General features: G+C 42.8%; 15 protein-coding genes. 12 read left to right on the forward strand and 3 right to left on the reverse strand.

What is annotated here, in order from left to right:
- The first annotated feature begins 8 nt into the window (after window positions 1-8).
- The 4 genes from IDH41_RS05110 to IDH41_RS05125 all read left to right on the forward strand — a co-directional run bounded on the left by IDH41_RS05110 (window position 9) and on the right by IDH41_RS05125 (window position 2,613).
- Complete coding sequence (locus IDH41_RS05110) at window positions 9-440, forward strand: PilZ domain-containing protein (RefSeq protein WP_190858896.1); 432 nt, start codon at window positions 9-11, stop codon at window positions 438-440.
- 185 nt (window positions 441-625) lie between these two features.
- On the forward strand, window positions 626-763 hold the full coding sequence (locus IDH41_RS05115; protein WP_190858898.1) for a hypothetical protein: 138 nt from the start codon (window positions 626-628) through the stop codon (window positions 761-763).
- A gap of 133 nt (window positions 764-896) precedes the next feature.
- Window positions 897-1,817 carry an ABC transporter ATP-binding protein gene (locus IDH41_RS05120; RefSeq protein WP_190858900.1) on the forward strand — a complete coding sequence of 307 codons (921 nt, stop codon included), beginning with the start codon at window positions 897-899 and terminating at the stop codon, window positions 1,815-1,817.
- Window positions 1,810-2,613, forward strand: a complete 804-nt coding sequence (locus tag IDH41_RS05125) for an ABC transporter permease (RefSeq protein WP_190858902.1) — start codon at window positions 1,810-1,812, stop codon at window positions 2,611-2,613. The genes IDH41_RS05120 and IDH41_RS05125 overlap by 8 nt, the downstream gene beginning before the upstream one ends.
- A 153-nt stretch (window positions 2,614-2,766) precedes the next feature.
- On the opposite strand, the gene IDH41_RS05130 is transcribed toward IDH41_RS05125, so the two are convergent.
- The 3 genes from IDH41_RS05130 to IDH41_RS05140 form a co-directional block, all read right to left on the reverse strand.
- Window positions 2,767-3,216, reverse strand: coding sequence for a bactofilin family protein (locus tag IDH41_RS05130; RefSeq protein WP_190858903.1), 450 nt, complete (start codon window positions 3,214-3,216; stop codon window positions 2,767-2,769).
- 5 nt (window positions 3,217-3,221) lie between these two features.
- Window positions 3,222-4,235 (reverse strand): M23 family metallopeptidase, encoded by a 1,014-nt coding sequence (locus IDH41_RS05135; RefSeq protein WP_190858905.1) that lies wholly within the window; start codon window positions 4,233-4,235, stop codon window positions 3,222-3,224.
- A 182-nt stretch (window positions 4,236-4,417) separates the two neighbouring features.
- Window positions 4,418-6,676 carry an O-antigen ligase family protein gene (locus IDH41_RS05140; RefSeq protein WP_190858907.1) on the reverse strand — a complete coding sequence of 753 codons (2,259 nt, stop codon included), beginning with the start codon at window positions 6,674-6,676 and terminating at the stop codon, window positions 4,418-4,420.
- A gap of 321 nt (window positions 6,677-6,997) precedes the next feature.
- Here IDH41_RS05140 and IDH41_RS05145 point away from each other — a divergent pair, with 321 nt between their 5' ends.
- The 8 genes from IDH41_RS05145 to IDH41_RS05180 all read left to right on the forward strand — a co-directional run bounded on the left by IDH41_RS05145 (window position 6,998) and on the right by IDH41_RS05180 (window position 15,084).
- Complete coding sequence (locus tag IDH41_RS05145; protein WP_190858909.1) at window positions 6,998-8,245, forward strand: glycosyltransferase family 4 protein; 1,248 nt, start codon at window positions 6,998-7,000, stop codon at window positions 8,243-8,245.
- A 1-nt stretch (window position 8,246) separates the two neighbouring features.
- Window positions 8,247-9,323 (forward strand): mannose-1-phosphate guanylyltransferase, encoded by a 1,077-nt coding sequence (locus IDH41_RS05150; protein ID WP_190858911.1) that lies wholly within the window; start codon window positions 8,247-8,249, stop codon window positions 9,321-9,323.
- Between the two features lie 25 nt (window positions 9,324-9,348).
- Entirely contained in the window at window positions 9,349-10,308 is a 960-nt protein-coding gene (gene gmd, locus IDH41_RS05155; protein ID WP_190858913.1) for a GDP-mannose 4,6-dehydratase, read from the forward strand.
- Window positions 10,309-10,314: 6 nt separating this feature from the next.
- Entirely contained in the window at window positions 10,315-11,265 is a 951-nt protein-coding gene (locus tag IDH41_RS05160) for a GDP-mannose 4,6-dehydratase (RefSeq protein ID WP_190858915.1), read from the forward strand.
- A gap of 49 nt (window positions 11,266-11,314) precedes the next feature.
- On the forward strand, window positions 11,315-12,043 hold the full coding sequence (locus IDH41_RS32110; RefSeq protein ID WP_223829466.1) for an ABC transporter permease: 729 nt from the start codon (window positions 11,315-11,317) through the stop codon (window positions 12,041-12,043).
- Between the two features lie 72 nt (window positions 12,044-12,115).
- Window positions 12,116-12,877 carry an ABC transporter ATP-binding protein gene (locus IDH41_RS05170; RefSeq protein ID WP_190858919.1) on the forward strand — a complete coding sequence of 254 codons (762 nt, stop codon included), beginning with the start codon at window positions 12,116-12,118 and terminating at the stop codon, window positions 12,875-12,877.
- 23 nt (window positions 12,878-12,900) lie between these two features.
- Entirely contained in the window at window positions 12,901-14,073 is a 1,173-nt protein-coding gene (locus IDH41_RS05175) for a glycosyltransferase (RefSeq protein WP_190858921.1), read from the forward strand.
- A gap of 3 nt (window positions 14,074-14,076) precedes the next feature.
- Window positions 14,077-15,084 (forward strand): hypothetical protein, encoded by a 1,008-nt coding sequence (locus IDH41_RS05180; RefSeq protein WP_190858923.1) that lies wholly within the window; start codon window positions 14,077-14,079, stop codon window positions 15,082-15,084.
- Window positions 15,085-15,147 lie beyond the last annotated feature (63 nt).

A 15,147-nucleotide genomic window follows, 5' to 3' on the forward strand; every position in this document is an offset into this window, starting at 1 on the left:
ATCGATGCATGGCGATGTTTGATCAAGATGATTTGCGCTCGGGCATCAGGCTGACCTTCACGGAAGGCGAAGAGGCCGAGCTTAGGCTTACGGGAATTAACGGGCAATTGCTGACGAATGCGACGACGAAGGTCCGGCTGCTGAACATGAGCCCGGACGGTTTATGCTTCGCCTCTGACCTGCAGCTGCCGATTCAAAGCAACTATTTGGCGGAGTTTCGCTTGTGCATATCGAAGGTCCATCTTAATGTGCGGGGGCGGATCGTATGGCGATCCGTCGAAAACGGTCAGCATGTGCACGGCGTCGAATTCCAATGCACGGACACGCTTCGTTCCCTTATAATCGGCGTGATGAATCAGGAGCTGATCGACAGATACCCGCAGCAGCAAAAAATTCATCATTTATACAGCAGATTGTTACATAAAAAGCGAATGGGATAAATAAACTACAACATCATACATAATTCCGCACAAGAATGTGATTCCGGACAATCATTACGAAGAGAGAGGGAGCGATCTATCGGATGATCAAGGACCGTTTTTATTGTGTAAGTTGTGGAGAGATGGTAGCGAATCCAGACGCGGATATTTTATTTCGGACAGGTTTTTTTCAAGTGGTCCATCCCATGGGCTATTGCTTGGCGTGCAGCTTGCAGGAGGACAAAGAGGACGCGATGGCGGAATCGAACGGCAAAAACTACGACTACAAAATGTTTCTGCGCGCAGACGCGAAGGCGGCCGATCATTCGGTTCAGCCGTTTTAGGCCAAGGACGATAGAGGGCCTCCGCTTTACGGCGACGACCGTAGGGCGGAGGCTTATTTGCTGCGCGAACTTCCAATAGCTTCCTAGAACGATTATAATAAGAAGGATATGGACTGGAGGAGGGGCTTTTGAAATGGCGCAGCCCGTAGTAAGATTGCAAAACGTATCGAAACGAATCGGGGGACGGACGATTATCGACCGGCTTACGCTCGATTTGCCGCTTGGTGAAGTATTCGGCTTCCTGGGCCCCAACGGTTCGGGCAAAACGACGACGATCCGCATGATGGTCGGCTTGATGTCGATGACGGAAGGCGACATATGGATTAACGGGCACAGCATCGCGAAGGAGTACGAGAAAGCGATCCGCTATGTCGGCGCCATCGTCGAAAATCCGGAAATGTATAAATATTTAAGCGGCTACGACAACCTTATGCATTACGCGCGGATGATTCCGGGCATTACGGAGCACCGGGTCCATGAGGTCGTGAAGCTCGTCGGACTAGAAGGACGCATTCAGGATAAAGTGAGAACCTATTCCCTTGGCATGCGCCAGCGGCTTGGCGTAGCCCAGGCGATTCTGCATAAGCCGCAGCTGCTCATTCTCGATGAGCCTACGAACGGTCTCGATCCCGCTGGCATACGCGAGCTCCGCGATTACTTGCGCTTGTTAGCGAAAGAAGAAGGAATCGCGATATTCGTATCCAGCCATTTGCTCTCCGAGATGGAGCTGATGTGCGACCGCGTCGCCATTATTCAGGGCGGCAAGCTGATCGACGTAAGGACAATTCGGGGCGCCGAATCGCGCGCCGAAACCGCCCGCGTCATCATCGAAGTCGACCGTCCGCAGGGCGCGATCGAGGCGCTGCAGGCGAGCGGGCTCGCTCCCGTGCAGGAAGGCGAGCAGGCCATTGCCATCGAAACGGACCGGGAAGGGATTGCGGCGGCTAACGCGGCGCTCGTGGCGGGCGGGATTAAAGTTTACGGCATAAGGGCGCATGTGAAGTCGCTGGAGGATCAGTTCTTGGAAGTAACGGGAGGAGAGAGCATTGGGTAATTTTTTGCAGCTGGTCCATAACGAGAACATCAAAATTTATAAGCGGGCGCGCTCGTGGGTGATGCTCGGCATTCTGGTCGCGTCGGCGATCCTCATTTCGATCCTATGGCTGTCGTTCGGCGGCAGAGATACGTCCATGTGGGAGGTCATGTCGACGGAAAGCATGATTCTGTTCATGCTGCTAACGATATTCGCCGTCGTTATCGCGGCAAGCAGCGTCGCCGAGGAATTCGCGAGCGGGACGATCAAGCTGCTGCTTATCCGGCCGTGGTCGCGTTCCAAAATTTTGCTGTCGAAATACGTGTCGATTATGCTGTTTGCCGTATTGTTGGCCGCTGTCTTATTCGCAAGCACTTGGTTAATCAACTGGATCTGCTTCGGGATTAATTCGGCGGTATCGCTCGACGAGACGCAGCAGATGCTTCTATTCCCCGGCTCTTCGGGGCCGTTCGCCTACATGCTTATGTATTACGGGATGAAGCTGCTGTCGCTTGCCGTGACGTTGACGCTGGCGTTCATGATCTCGACGATCTTCCGTAGCGGCGCGCTTGCGATCGGGCTGTCGCTGTTCCTGCTGCTCGGCGTCAACAACTTCGTCCTGCTGCTCGGTTACTTGGAATACGAGTGGATCGATTACTTGCTCTTCATGCATTTGGACCTGACGAAGTATATCGGGGCGACCCGCTTGGAGGACGGCTCGAACCTGTGGTTCTCGCTCGGCATCCTGGGCGCGTATTACGTCATTTTCGTAGCGTTGACCTGGTATGTGTTCAATAAGCGTGACGTTGCCGCATAAAAAAAGCAAAGCCGTTCCTATAGGGGAACGGCTTTGCTTTGTTGCGACGCGGGCTGGCAGCGGTTCAAGGGCGACGCGATGCTACATCGATTTAGCTTAACATGCAGTTGACGGTTCGCGCGTGCCGGTTACCCGGTTGCATGACCGTCAACTTCAGCCGGCTTGCCGCGCTTTTTCCTTGGCCTCTTTTCCGTTCGGTTCATTGACGGGAAGCTGCGCCGGGTCCGCCTCCGGGCGTGGGCGCTGTTTAGGGTCGTGTGCGTGTTCCATCCGGCAATGGCCGTCCAGCTTGCCCCCGTCTTGAACGATAAGCGTCGCCGCCGTAATATTTCCCGTCAAATGGCCTGTGGCGGTAATGACGAGGCGGCCCTTCGTGACGATATCGCCGAACACTTTGCCGGCAATCGTAATTTCGCTGGCGGTAATGTTCGACCGGGCCACGCCGATCTCGCCGACGATGACGTCGCCCTTGCAGTCGATGTCTCCGCGATATTCCCCTTCGATGCGAAGGTTCGCCTCGCATAGGAGCGTTCCTTCGCCGAGCGTTCCCTGCCCGATCAACGTATCCGTCGTCGCCGAAAGCCGCTTGTTCTCCTTAAACATCCGATTTAGTCCTCCTTTACGAGAGCAAGATATTTGAGCGGATTGACGGGTTCGTTCTTCTGCATAATTTGAAAATGTAAATGAGGCCCCGTGCTTCTGCCGCTCGAGCCTAACTGTCCGATTTTGTCTCCTTTGGCGACGGCGTCGCCTTCATTGGCCGCAATTTGCTTAAGATGCATGTAGCCGGTTTGCAGCCCGCCGGCGTGATCGATGATGACGTACCTGCCATAGATGCCGTCATAGCCGGTTTCCGATACGGTTCCGTCCGCGGCGCTGTACACCGGATCGCCAAGCTTGCCCGTAATGTCGATGCCCGCATGGAAGGCGGCGCGCCCCGTGAACGGATCGCTCCGGTAACCGAAGCCCGACGTCAGCAGCTTGGAGCGGGTCGGCCACCCGGACGGGTAACCGTCGACGGCGGCTCTTCTAGCTTCGGCCCGCATAAGCGTGAGCTCCATCGACTGCTCCATCGTATCGACCATCCGGCCAAGCTCCTTCAGATTAAGGCCGGTTCGATTGGCGATCCGGGCCAGCTCCAACGCGTTCCGCGCTTCGGCAGCGTCTTCGAGCCGCGGCGTAACGGACAGTGTACGTACGGCACTGGCGCTCTGACTTCGCGGACTCGTACTGTACGACTGCGCCTGCGGCACGCCGCTTCCGTACTTATCGATGAACCGTTTCAGCTTAAGCTCCAGTTCATGCAGCTCGCCAACCTTCGCTTCAAGCTCCTTCGCTTGGCGCGACAGCTCGACAACTTCCTGCTGCAGCGCACGGATCGCCTCGTCCTTTCCGGATACGGTCTGCGTGAAATGGGCGGTCTGCCCGGACAATTGCTCCTCCATCAGGCGCAGCTCGTAGGCCGATTTGATCTGCAGTCCGACAATGCACCCCGAAACCGCAAGCACGGCCGCGGTAGGGGCCGCCAATACCGATCGTTTCGAGACATGAAACTGCATGACGGATTTGTCGGCGCCGCGCATCACCACGAAAGACCATTTGGGATTCCGCGCTCGTTTCAAGGGCGTTCTCCTTTCCGCCTTATTGCGACACAAGTCCTTCACGACGTACTCTATGCTATTTATTCTTGGAAGCTTTAAAACATGCCATGAAACTTGCGGGGAAAAGAAGAAAGACTGCCGGGGGCGCATTGGTTATGCGTCCTTAGCAGTCTAAGAGGAAAGCGTCAGAAACGCTTTGTGTCTTATTCGTTTTTGGCAATGGCCAGTTCGGCAAGCGCCTGCTCCATGGCCGGTGTGAAGGCGAAGGCGCGGCCTTGCTGCTGCTCCGGAGGAAGCGCGGCAAGCTGGTCGATTCTCCGCTGTACTTCGTCAGACAGGGTTTGGATACGGTCTTTATACTGTTGGGCTCTCGCGTCATCTTGCTTGTCCGCAGCAGCTTTGGCAGCCGCGGCGTAAGAGGTGATGGATGCGTCATACATGTTAATATCCCAAGGGAATTTCGTCACGCCTTCATCCAGAACCTTGAGCGATTCCTCGAGTTGTCCGTTCTTCTGCAACAGACTATACTGAGCTTTGATAATATTGCGGTTGTACGGGTCGTAGGCTTTGGCTTGCTCAAGCGACTCCAGCGCCTCTGTGAGCATCTGCTGATCATTGGTTTGCGCATAGCCTTGCTGAAGCCAATCGGCTTTCGTAAGGGCGAATGCCGTATGCTTCGGCGAACCCTTGACGGCTTCGTTCAAAACATCGAGAAGCTCGTTCAGCGGCGTTTGCTTGACCGCCAAGTCGAACGCCTTGTCATATTTTTGAATGGCGCTTGTCTCGCGAACCGTCATGATCAGAAGAACTATGGATAGAACAGCCAGTACGGACGGATAGGCGAATCGATGCCATTGTTGGCTTGCCGGTTTATCGAAGCGTTCGATAATCAGCCTGTCTTTAAACGGCGCGATCATACAGCCGAGCGACAGAAATACGAGAGCGCTTATAAAGACGTAGCTCATATCGAAATCGATCGCGCTGTGGATCAAAAGCGTCAACGACAGGATGAAGAAGACGATATGGCTGCCTCTTCGGTCCGGATTTCGGATGAAGGAACGGATATATATGTAATAGACGAAGGCTAGAAACAGGACCAGGGCGATTAAACCGATCCAACCGGTCTCGACGAGCACTTGAACGAAGAAGCTGTGCGCCTGCCGGCTCCAATACGGGTTGTTCTGATACTGCTCGTACATCGCTTGCCATGCCCCACCGCCACCTCCAAGAAGCGGATAATCCTGAGCGACCCGAAGGCCGTCCTTATAAAACGTAAATCGTTCAAGCACGCTGTGCTGCTGAAGATTAATATTTTCGAACCGGGACGCAATCTTGTCAGGCAGCATTCCGCGAATCGCGCTGCTGCTCAGTAGGATGACCGCGGCGGCTGCCGTAACAACAATAATGAGTCCGGGAACGGCCGCGAATGACCATTTTCGAGAAGAAAGCTTCTCCAGCTTGTATTCCAGGAAGGCATTGACCTTGGCATGGTAGAGCATGATAAGCCCGGTTGTAACGGCGATGCCCAGAAGAAGCAATCCCCAGCATTGCAGCGGCAGCGAACTGAAGAGAGAAATCGGGCTTTGCGCTTTCTCGGCCGTTGGTTGAACGAGCTTCGCGATCTCATCGGCATTAACCGTCAGTTTTCCGAGAATAGCCATAGATATAATGACGGAGAGCCCCATAAATGCGATATAAGCGATTTGCTTCGTCAAGCGCAGGAAAGGCATCAAGATCAGCACCATGACCGGGATAACGACGATAGCGCCGCGAGAATAAGTGAACATGAACGAGATCCAGATGGGAACGAGCATCGCCGCATGTATGATTCGCGCGGAAGGCCGGATACAATGCACGGCGTAGTACAGACTGACGAGAAACAGAGCGGCAAGGAACGCAGCGTACGTGTTGGAATATTGGAATACGGAAGTTAGGCGATATCCATCATGCGCGAGCCACAAAGCGTCGCGAGAATAAACCTGGCCGAACAAATTAAGTAATCCGAACAAAACGACGATATAAGAAGAGAGCATCAACGCATGTTCAATGATTTTGCGCGATTGGTTCGATTGTGCGAAGTAAAGGCCGGCTACGAACAAGGCAGCGAGCAGAAAGAAGATCAGCGTCATGAACTTCGCGTAGTAGTCCGATACGGCCTGGAAAGAAGCGAGCCAATAGATAATAGGAAGCGCCATGACAGCAATCGACAAAATACTGGCATAGCTATTCAACCGCCAGCTGCGGAACAACAAGGCGGCTATAACGAGAAGCAGCACAAAACCGTAAATAACCGCGCCATAAATCGCCGATTCGAAACCAAGTTCATAGCCGTTAAACAAGCCTCGATCGTAGGGGAAAATAATAAGAAAAAGCGCGATCCCAATCGTACCGAGCCATCTGAAGAGCGGAAAATCCCCTTCCAAGGGCGAATTGCTGCTGCTTGAACTCTTTCGTGTACTCATTCGTAAATACTCCCCATCCATATGTATGTGTATATGAAACTAGTTGTTCTCTGTGTATTTTAGCAAATGAGAGTATGGAATGCTATAAGTTTGAGTGATAAAATTGTATGGAGTTTACAAATCTGTAGACATTGGGATTTGTCGAAATGGGACTAGAGGTACTAGAATTCTACAAAATATTCGGTTTTGGTAGGAGATTGTGGTGTTATTCTGGGGGGATTTTTGGTAAGATAGCTAGGGTGGATTTAACATAATTTATTAAGTAAAGTAGTTGTGGCGGTGGTTAGAATCAAGAAACTGATTTTTAGAGGCTTGTATAGAATGGCAATTCCAGCAAAAAAAGTAGCGTCTTTATTCATCCCTGCACATATGATGCAGGAGGTGAAGAAAAAATTGCTAAAATCAGCTTTTCCTATTGAGCAGAATAAAAGAGTGCAAACGCATATTGAAGCTAAAGGAATGAATTTAGTTGGATATGCAAGAGCTGAAATGGGAATAGGCGAATCCTGCAGAATTGCTGCTAGATCATTATCGGCAGCAGATATTCCTTTTGGAATTATTAATTTTACTGGGACCAATGATGCAAGGATGTCTGACCATTCCTGGGCTCATAAAGAAGTAAAAGAGCCTTTATATGATGTAAATGTTTTTCATATTAACGCAGAGCAAATGTTGGAGATCTATGCTCATTACGGAAGTTCTATTTTCAATAAAAGATATAATATCGGTTACTGGCATTGGGAACTTCCGGATTTTCCGGAGAAATGGGTGGAAAACTTCAATTTTGTTGATGAGATTTGGGTGCCTTCCAATTTTGTTGCTAAGGCTATCTCGTTAAAAAGCCCTGTGCCGGTTGTGCGTATTCCGCATGGGATTGAGGTTAAGATAGAACAACCGCGAAGCAGATCTTACTTTAAACTTCCTGAGGCAAATACATTCCTGTTCTTAACGATGTACGATGTGAAGAGTTATCAAGAACGTAAAAATCCGCAAGCTTCAATAGAAGCGTTTAAGCAAGCTTTCGAGAAAGATGATATGACTGTCGGGTTGATCGTTAAGGTTAATATAAATCATGCGGAATTAAAAGAAATGAAACAGCTTGAAGAGATTATTGGAGACTATCGAAATATTTATTTAATTAAAGAGGTATTATCAAGAAACGATGTTAATGCGCTTTTAGTAACATCTGATTGTTATATCTCTTTACATCGCAGTGAAGGCTTTGGACTTGGATTGGCAGAAGCCATGTATCTTGGTAAACCAGCTATAGGTACAAATTGGTCTTCAAATACAGATTTTATGAACCATAATAACTCATGTCCTGTAAACTATGAATTAGTTTCACTAGGCAGTACATATGGTCCATATGAAGCATATCAGATTTGGGCTGAACCTGATGTATCCCATGCGAGTTACTACATGAAAAGATTAGTGGAGGATACTGATTATCGAAATAAGATTTCGAAGAATGGCGAGCAGACTATAAAATTAGAATTCTCACCTCAAAAAGTGGGGCATTTAGTAAAGAAGCGCCTCGAGTATATTAAAATATGGAATGCTGGAGGTTAATATGACAATTACTTGCGTAATAATGGCAGGAGGAAAAGGGGAGCGGTTTTGGCCTAAAAGCCGAACTAACTTACCCAAACAATTTTTAAATATTTCAGGAAACAAATCTATGATTCAACAATCGATTGAGAGACTAGAGTTGCTAATCGACATTAGTAAGATTTTTATTGTTACCAATGAGCTGTATGCAGAGTTACTTAAAGCACAGATTCCTCATTTGCCACATGAAAACATTATTATCGAACCAGTCGGGAGGAATACAGCTCCTTGTATTGGACTTGCTTCGATTCTAATAGAAGAAAGATATCCGGATAGCACCATGATTGTCATGCCTTCCGATCATATTATTCAGAATGACACAGGTTTTATTGAGATTCTTAAAACTGCTGTTAAAGTCGCTAATGATAATGGAAATATAGTCACATTAGGCATTGAACCTGCATATCCAGAGACAGGGTACGGATATATTGAAAGTACTGGAGTTAATGAGCCTGTCAATGATGTTAACGTATATAGAGTAAATAAGTTTGTCGAGAAACCCGATATCGAAAAGGCACAAGCCTATTTAGAGTCTGGGAATTATTATTGGAATAGCGGGGTTTTCATATGGCAAACTGCAGTTATTAGAAAATATATAAAAGAGCTTATGCCAGAAATGCACGATATATTGCAAACTATGAAATACGCATTCGGAAAATCTGATCAAAATGAAATTATCGCAACGGAATTTATTAAGATGCCGGATCAATCCATCGATTATGGGATAATGGAAAAAGCTAAAGATATCTTCGTTATTCCATGTTTATTCGGATGGGATGATGTAGGTAGCTGGACTGCATTAGAACGAATCGATGAACTGGACGAGAATGGGAATGTTATCAAAGGTAATATTCTCAATCTGGATACAAAACGGTGTATCATAGAGAGCAATGGAAAATTGATTGCAACCTTAGGAATAGAAGATTTGATTATAGTAGACACAGAAGATGTAACTTTAATTTGTACCAAAGAAAAGGCGCAGGAAGTAAAGCTGCTGCTAAAAGAATTACGTATGCAGAAGCTTGAACAATATTTATAATCATACAAAGGGGTAACGAATTTACATGACAAAAAATGCACTTATTACAGGGATTACAGGGCAAGACGGATCGTATTTAGCAGAGTTATTGCTCGAAAAGGGATACAAAGTTTTTGGCCTGCGCAGAAGAACAAGCGTCCCTATATTGGAAAACATTGAACATATCAAAAATGAGATTGAGTTTATCGATGGAGATCTGTTGGATCAAGGCTCGCTTATTCAAGCAGTACGTGTATCAAATCCAGATGAAGTTTATAATTTGGCAGCACAGTCATTTGTCGGTACTTCTTGGATTCAGCCTGTCCTTACGGGTCAATCTACCGGAATCGGTGTAACGAATATGCTAGAAGCAGTTCGTTTGACAAGACCAGAAGCAAGATTTTATCAAGCATCCAGCAGCGAAATGTTTGGTAAAGTAGTCGAAACGCCGCAGAAGGAAACAACACCGTTTTACCCGCGGAGTCCATATGGCGTAGCGAAACTATACGGTCACTGGATTACAGTAAACTATAGAGAGAGCTTTGATATGTTTGCTTGCTCCGGAATTTTATTTAATCATGAATCTCCTCGCCGTGGTGTAGAGTTTGTAACAAGAAAAGTAACGGATGCTGTTGCAAGGATTAAACTGGGATTGCAGAATGAACTTCGAATGGGAAATCTTGATGCAAAGCGTGATTGGGGCTTTGCGGGTGATTATGTAAAAGCTATGTGGCTGATGCTGCAGCAAGACAAACCAGATGACTTTGTTATTTCCACAGGAGAGACTCATACAGTTGAAGAACTCGTTGAAATTGCATTTGGCCACGCAGGTTTAAACTGGAGAGAATATGTTGTTATCGATCCAAAGTTTGTGCGTCCTGCTGAAGTGGACTTGTTGCTAGGTGATTGTACAAAAGCGAAAGATAAGCTTGGCTGGAAACTTGAGGTTGGTTTTGAAGAATTGATAAAAATGATGGTTGACGCTGATTTGAAAAGATTGAGGTGATAATAGTTGAAGGCACTAATAACTGGGATATCAGGATTTGTGGCCGGGCATTTAGCTAATCTACTCATAGATAAAAATATTGAAGTATGGGGAACTACCAGACATAGTTCCCCATACTTGTCGAAGGAATCAAAAGTTAGTATCGTGAAAATTGATTTGGAATCAGAGGAAAAAATTTTGTCTTTGTTAAATGAAGTGGAACCAGACTATATATTCCACTTATCAGGAGTAAGTAATGTTAAATACTCATGGGAAAACAAACAAGAGACAATTGAAAGTAATATCATCACCACAATTAATTTATTTGAAGCGGTAAGGAAAAGTAATAAGGTGCAAAAGATGAAAATTATTTCAGTAGGTTCAGCTGAAGAATATGGTAAAGAACTTTTGGGGAATAAATTAATTACCGAATATGATGTAATAAATCCTAGTTCTCCATACGGTATATCAAAAGCGACAGTTTCACTTTTAGCAAAACAATATTATGATGCATATAAGCTGAACATAATTCACGTTCGACCATTCAATCATATTGGACCTAATCAAAAAGATGGGTTTGTAGTAATTGATTTCGCAAAACAAATTATTGAAATTGAACGGGGACTTAGAGAGAGTACTGTATATACTGGAAATCTAAATGCTTATCGGGACTTTACTGATGTAAGAGATATTGTAAAAGCATACTACTTATTAGTGAGCACACCAATGAGTGAGTATGGATTTAATGTTAATGTCTGTTCTGGAAAAGGGGTATCGATAAAGAGTATTTTGGAAAAATTAGCTAACCTATCCAGGGTAGATATCGATATAATGATAGATCCCAGTAAATTTAGACCTTTAGATATTCCATACTTAGTAGGCGACAATTCTAAATTAATTCAACTTACTAATTGGAAACCTTCATATGAATTAGAACAAACTTTAAAGGATATTTTGGAATTTTTAAGGGAGAAATGAGGAGTTTAGATTGTTCAAAAAGTATCAGCATGACTTTTCGTTATTATGGATGATAGCAAAGAGAGACCTGGTAACTCGATATAATAATACTTACCTTGGTTTCTTCTGGACCCTTCTACAACCTCTTTTTTTGGGGGGGACATACTACTATGTTTTTAAATATATTTCGAAGATTGAAATACCGAATTTCTTTATTTTTTTATTAGCGGGTCTATTTCCTTGGGTTTGGCTTCAATCTGGAATCGCACAGTCATGTGGTTCAGTAATTGGAAATACAGGCATTGTTAAGAAGGTTAAATTTAATAGATCAATTCTACCAATGGCAACTATTGTCCAAACAGGTGTGCACTTTTTACTTTGTTTCTTAATATTGGTGATATTTATGTTGTTCAATGGATATTTTCCGAGGTTAAATTGGGTAATTTACATTCCTGTCTTATTAGTTCAGCAATTTTTACTAATGCTTGGAATTTCGTTTATAGTTTCATCTGCCAATGTGATTTATAGGGATCTCGATTATATTATTACGACAATGCTATCTATCTTGTTTTTCTTTACTCCGATCGGTTACAGTATCGAAAACGTCCCGGAATCAATAGAAAAATTTGTTTCACTTAATCCATTCACGGGATTGATAGAAGGATGGAGAAGTATTATTTTGTTTAATGAATCTCCTGTGCCCTATTTGTTAATACCATTTTTGTTCTCATTACTTTTCCTGTTAATTGGATACTTTATCTATAATAAAATTCAGAAGGATTTTTCTGAGTTACTATAAAAAATGTACTTTAATGTTTGTTATAACTTTGAGTGCTCTGATTTAATAATTAGTAATTATAGGGGATGCGAAATGGATTGTGATAACCAAGTTGTAATTAATGTGAAAGATGTAACTAAAGATTTTCCGCTAATAGCTACAAATCGTGAATCTCTTAAATCGACTTTGCTTAATATGCCTAAAAAGCTTTTTAATAAAAAAATGAATTTTATTCCAAAACATTCAGGGTTGAAAAATATTAGTTTTTCTTTGAAAAAAGGAGAAACTTTAGGGATAGTCGGGAGAAATGGATCAGGTAAAAGCACACTTGCTAAGCTACTTGCAGGTGTTACGTATCCGACGACTGGGAAGATTGAAATCGATGGAAGAGTTGCAGGATTACTTGAACTTGGAGCTGGATTTCATCCTGAACTTTCTGCTAAGCAAAATATCTTTCTTAACGGAATGTTATTAGGATTAACTAGAAAAGAAATAGAATTAAAAGTCGACGAGATATTATCATTTGCTAATTTAGAAGATAGGGTTAATCAACCAATTAGAACCTTCTCATCTGGAATGCAAATGAGATTAGGTTATTCAGTAGCTACCCATGTAGAAGCAGATTTATTGATAATCGATGAAGCGCTCGCGGTTGGAGATGAGGAGTTTCAAATTAAATGTAAAGCTCATTTAAATAAACTCAGGGACATAGGTACAACAATGGTTGTAATAACTCATGATATGAGTTTTATCGAAAAACACTGCAGTACCGCCTTATTAATAGATCACGGATCATTAATATTAAATGGAACACCGAATGAAGTGATTAGTAAATATAAAAATCTTATCGAATAGATAACTAGCCGGAGGGAAATATATTGAAAGTTGCAATGATTGTATCTGATAATCCTCAATGTGGAATTACAACTCATGCGAATTATGTAACAAGTGAGTTTGGTGAAAACTGTGAAGTCGATATCATTAAAACTAAGCTATCAGTTATAAGAAGTAGAGGAATACTAGAACAGTCTAAATACTATAAGACGATTGCATTAGAGCTAAATACTAGATATGATATCGTACACATACAACACGAGTATGGTCTATGGGGGAGGAAGATATTCTATTATCATTTTAATCTATATAACTTCTTAAAGAATCTTACTCTTCCAGTCGTGATTTCGCTGCACTCTATTGTTCCTGATCTTATATCTCCAGATTATGTACTACATGAAAAAAGTGGAGGATTAATAAGAAGGAACCCGCTATTTAAGTATAGTAAGTATTGGGCATATATTAAAATGTTAAATTATATTTCAAATAGAGTAAACCGATTTATTATCCATTCTGATGACTCATATACAATTTATAAAAGCTCTAATGGTAATGGGAACATCAAAATTTTACCACTGGGGATCCCAGGGGTAAGAAAAATATCTTTAGCCGATAAACTCGAAGCTAAAGCAAGAAAGGGGTTTCTAGGAAAAAAACTCTTAGTGTTATTTGGATTTGTTTCATCGTACAAAGGTCATGAAACTGCTATTCATGCATTGTCCAATTTACCTCCTGAATATATTTTAATAATTGCTGGAGGCTCACATCCATTAAATCCAGATAGTAATGAATATATGAAAAGGCTTTTACGACTTGCACATAGATATAATATCAGGGACAGAGTAATTATTACAGGATTTCTTAGTGAAGAAGAGATTGATGAATGGCAAATAGCCGCTGATTTAGTTTTAGCTCCTTACCTTGAAGTCGGTTTATCTGCGAGTGCAGCGATATCAAGAGCTTTTGCGATGTCAAATGCAGTTGTTGCATCAGATATTTCTGCATTTTTAGGTATAGCAGAACAAACAAAAGCTATTAAAATATTTCCTAGTACTGAAGCATTACTATTGGTTGATTCTATTTTAGAAATAGAGAAAAATAAAGTGCTACTGAATAGAATGAGAGAAGCAAGCTATGAATATGCAGAAAAAAACTCAATGTATACAATAGCAAATGAACATATCAAGCTATACAATACAATTTTATCGGAAAATTGAAAGATGTTGAAAACAAAGAAAAATTTAAAACCAATATTTCTTCATAGCAGCTGGAGGACTTCCAGCACATATTTATGGAATAAATATCGATCACATTCATATATTACAGCATATTATGAACCATTTCATGAGATATTAAATACGATATCGCATTCAGAAGTCGAACTATTAACTCATAAATCCTGGGAATCGAAACATCCAGAATTAGTTAGACCATACTTTTCGGAATATTTACCTTTGATTCAAATAAGAGGTGTAGAAGGATTTAAGAATGATTTTTCATATAGTAATTTTTTTGTGAATAATGAAGAATTAATTGAACAAAAGTTTTATATTGAAAGACTACTTGATTCAGCAATTGCTTCACAGCAAAAGCCTGTCCTAGGTTTTTGCCGATCCACAGGAAGAACGAGGTGGATGAGGGAGATGTTTCCAAATGCAGTACATATTCTGCTTATGAGAAATCCTATACAACAGTGGTTATCGGGTTATCAGCAAAAAATTAAGAATGACAATGATGCTTTTATAATTATTTATTTACTTTTAATGGGTCTGGTGAAAGAGAACAAGTATATTATATGTGTTCGAAATTATTATGGAATCCCTCAATTAAACTCAAATGACATGTCAGAGTTGATGAATTTTTATAGGCAACAAAAATTAAGTGATGAGATATTATACGAAATTTTTTTACATATATATATATTTACAATGATAGAATCTTATAATCAGGTTGATCTAGTTATCGATATCGATAAGTTATCAAAATCTAAATTATATAATAAGTATATTGGTTTATTGCAAAGAAGTTTAACGGGAGTGAATTTGGATTTTAGTGATGCTTCTGTAAATTATACTGATCATATGTCATTTAATATTGATTTTAATCAGTGTAATATTAATGTGATTGAATTTTTTTCAAAATGGTTATCTAGAAATAGAAGGGAAATTCATGCTACTAATAAGGAAATTAAAAATATTATCAAAATAATAAATTATTGTATTACTTAACTATCTTTTCTCAAAGTTAATTGTCAAGTTTGATAGGGTCCATAGTTAATGAATCATCAAGGA

This window comes from Paenibacillus arenilitoris (assembly GCF_014705655.1).
GTDB lineage: Bacteria > Bacillota > Bacilli > Paenibacillales > Paenibacillaceae > Pristimantibacillus > Pristimantibacillus arenilitoris.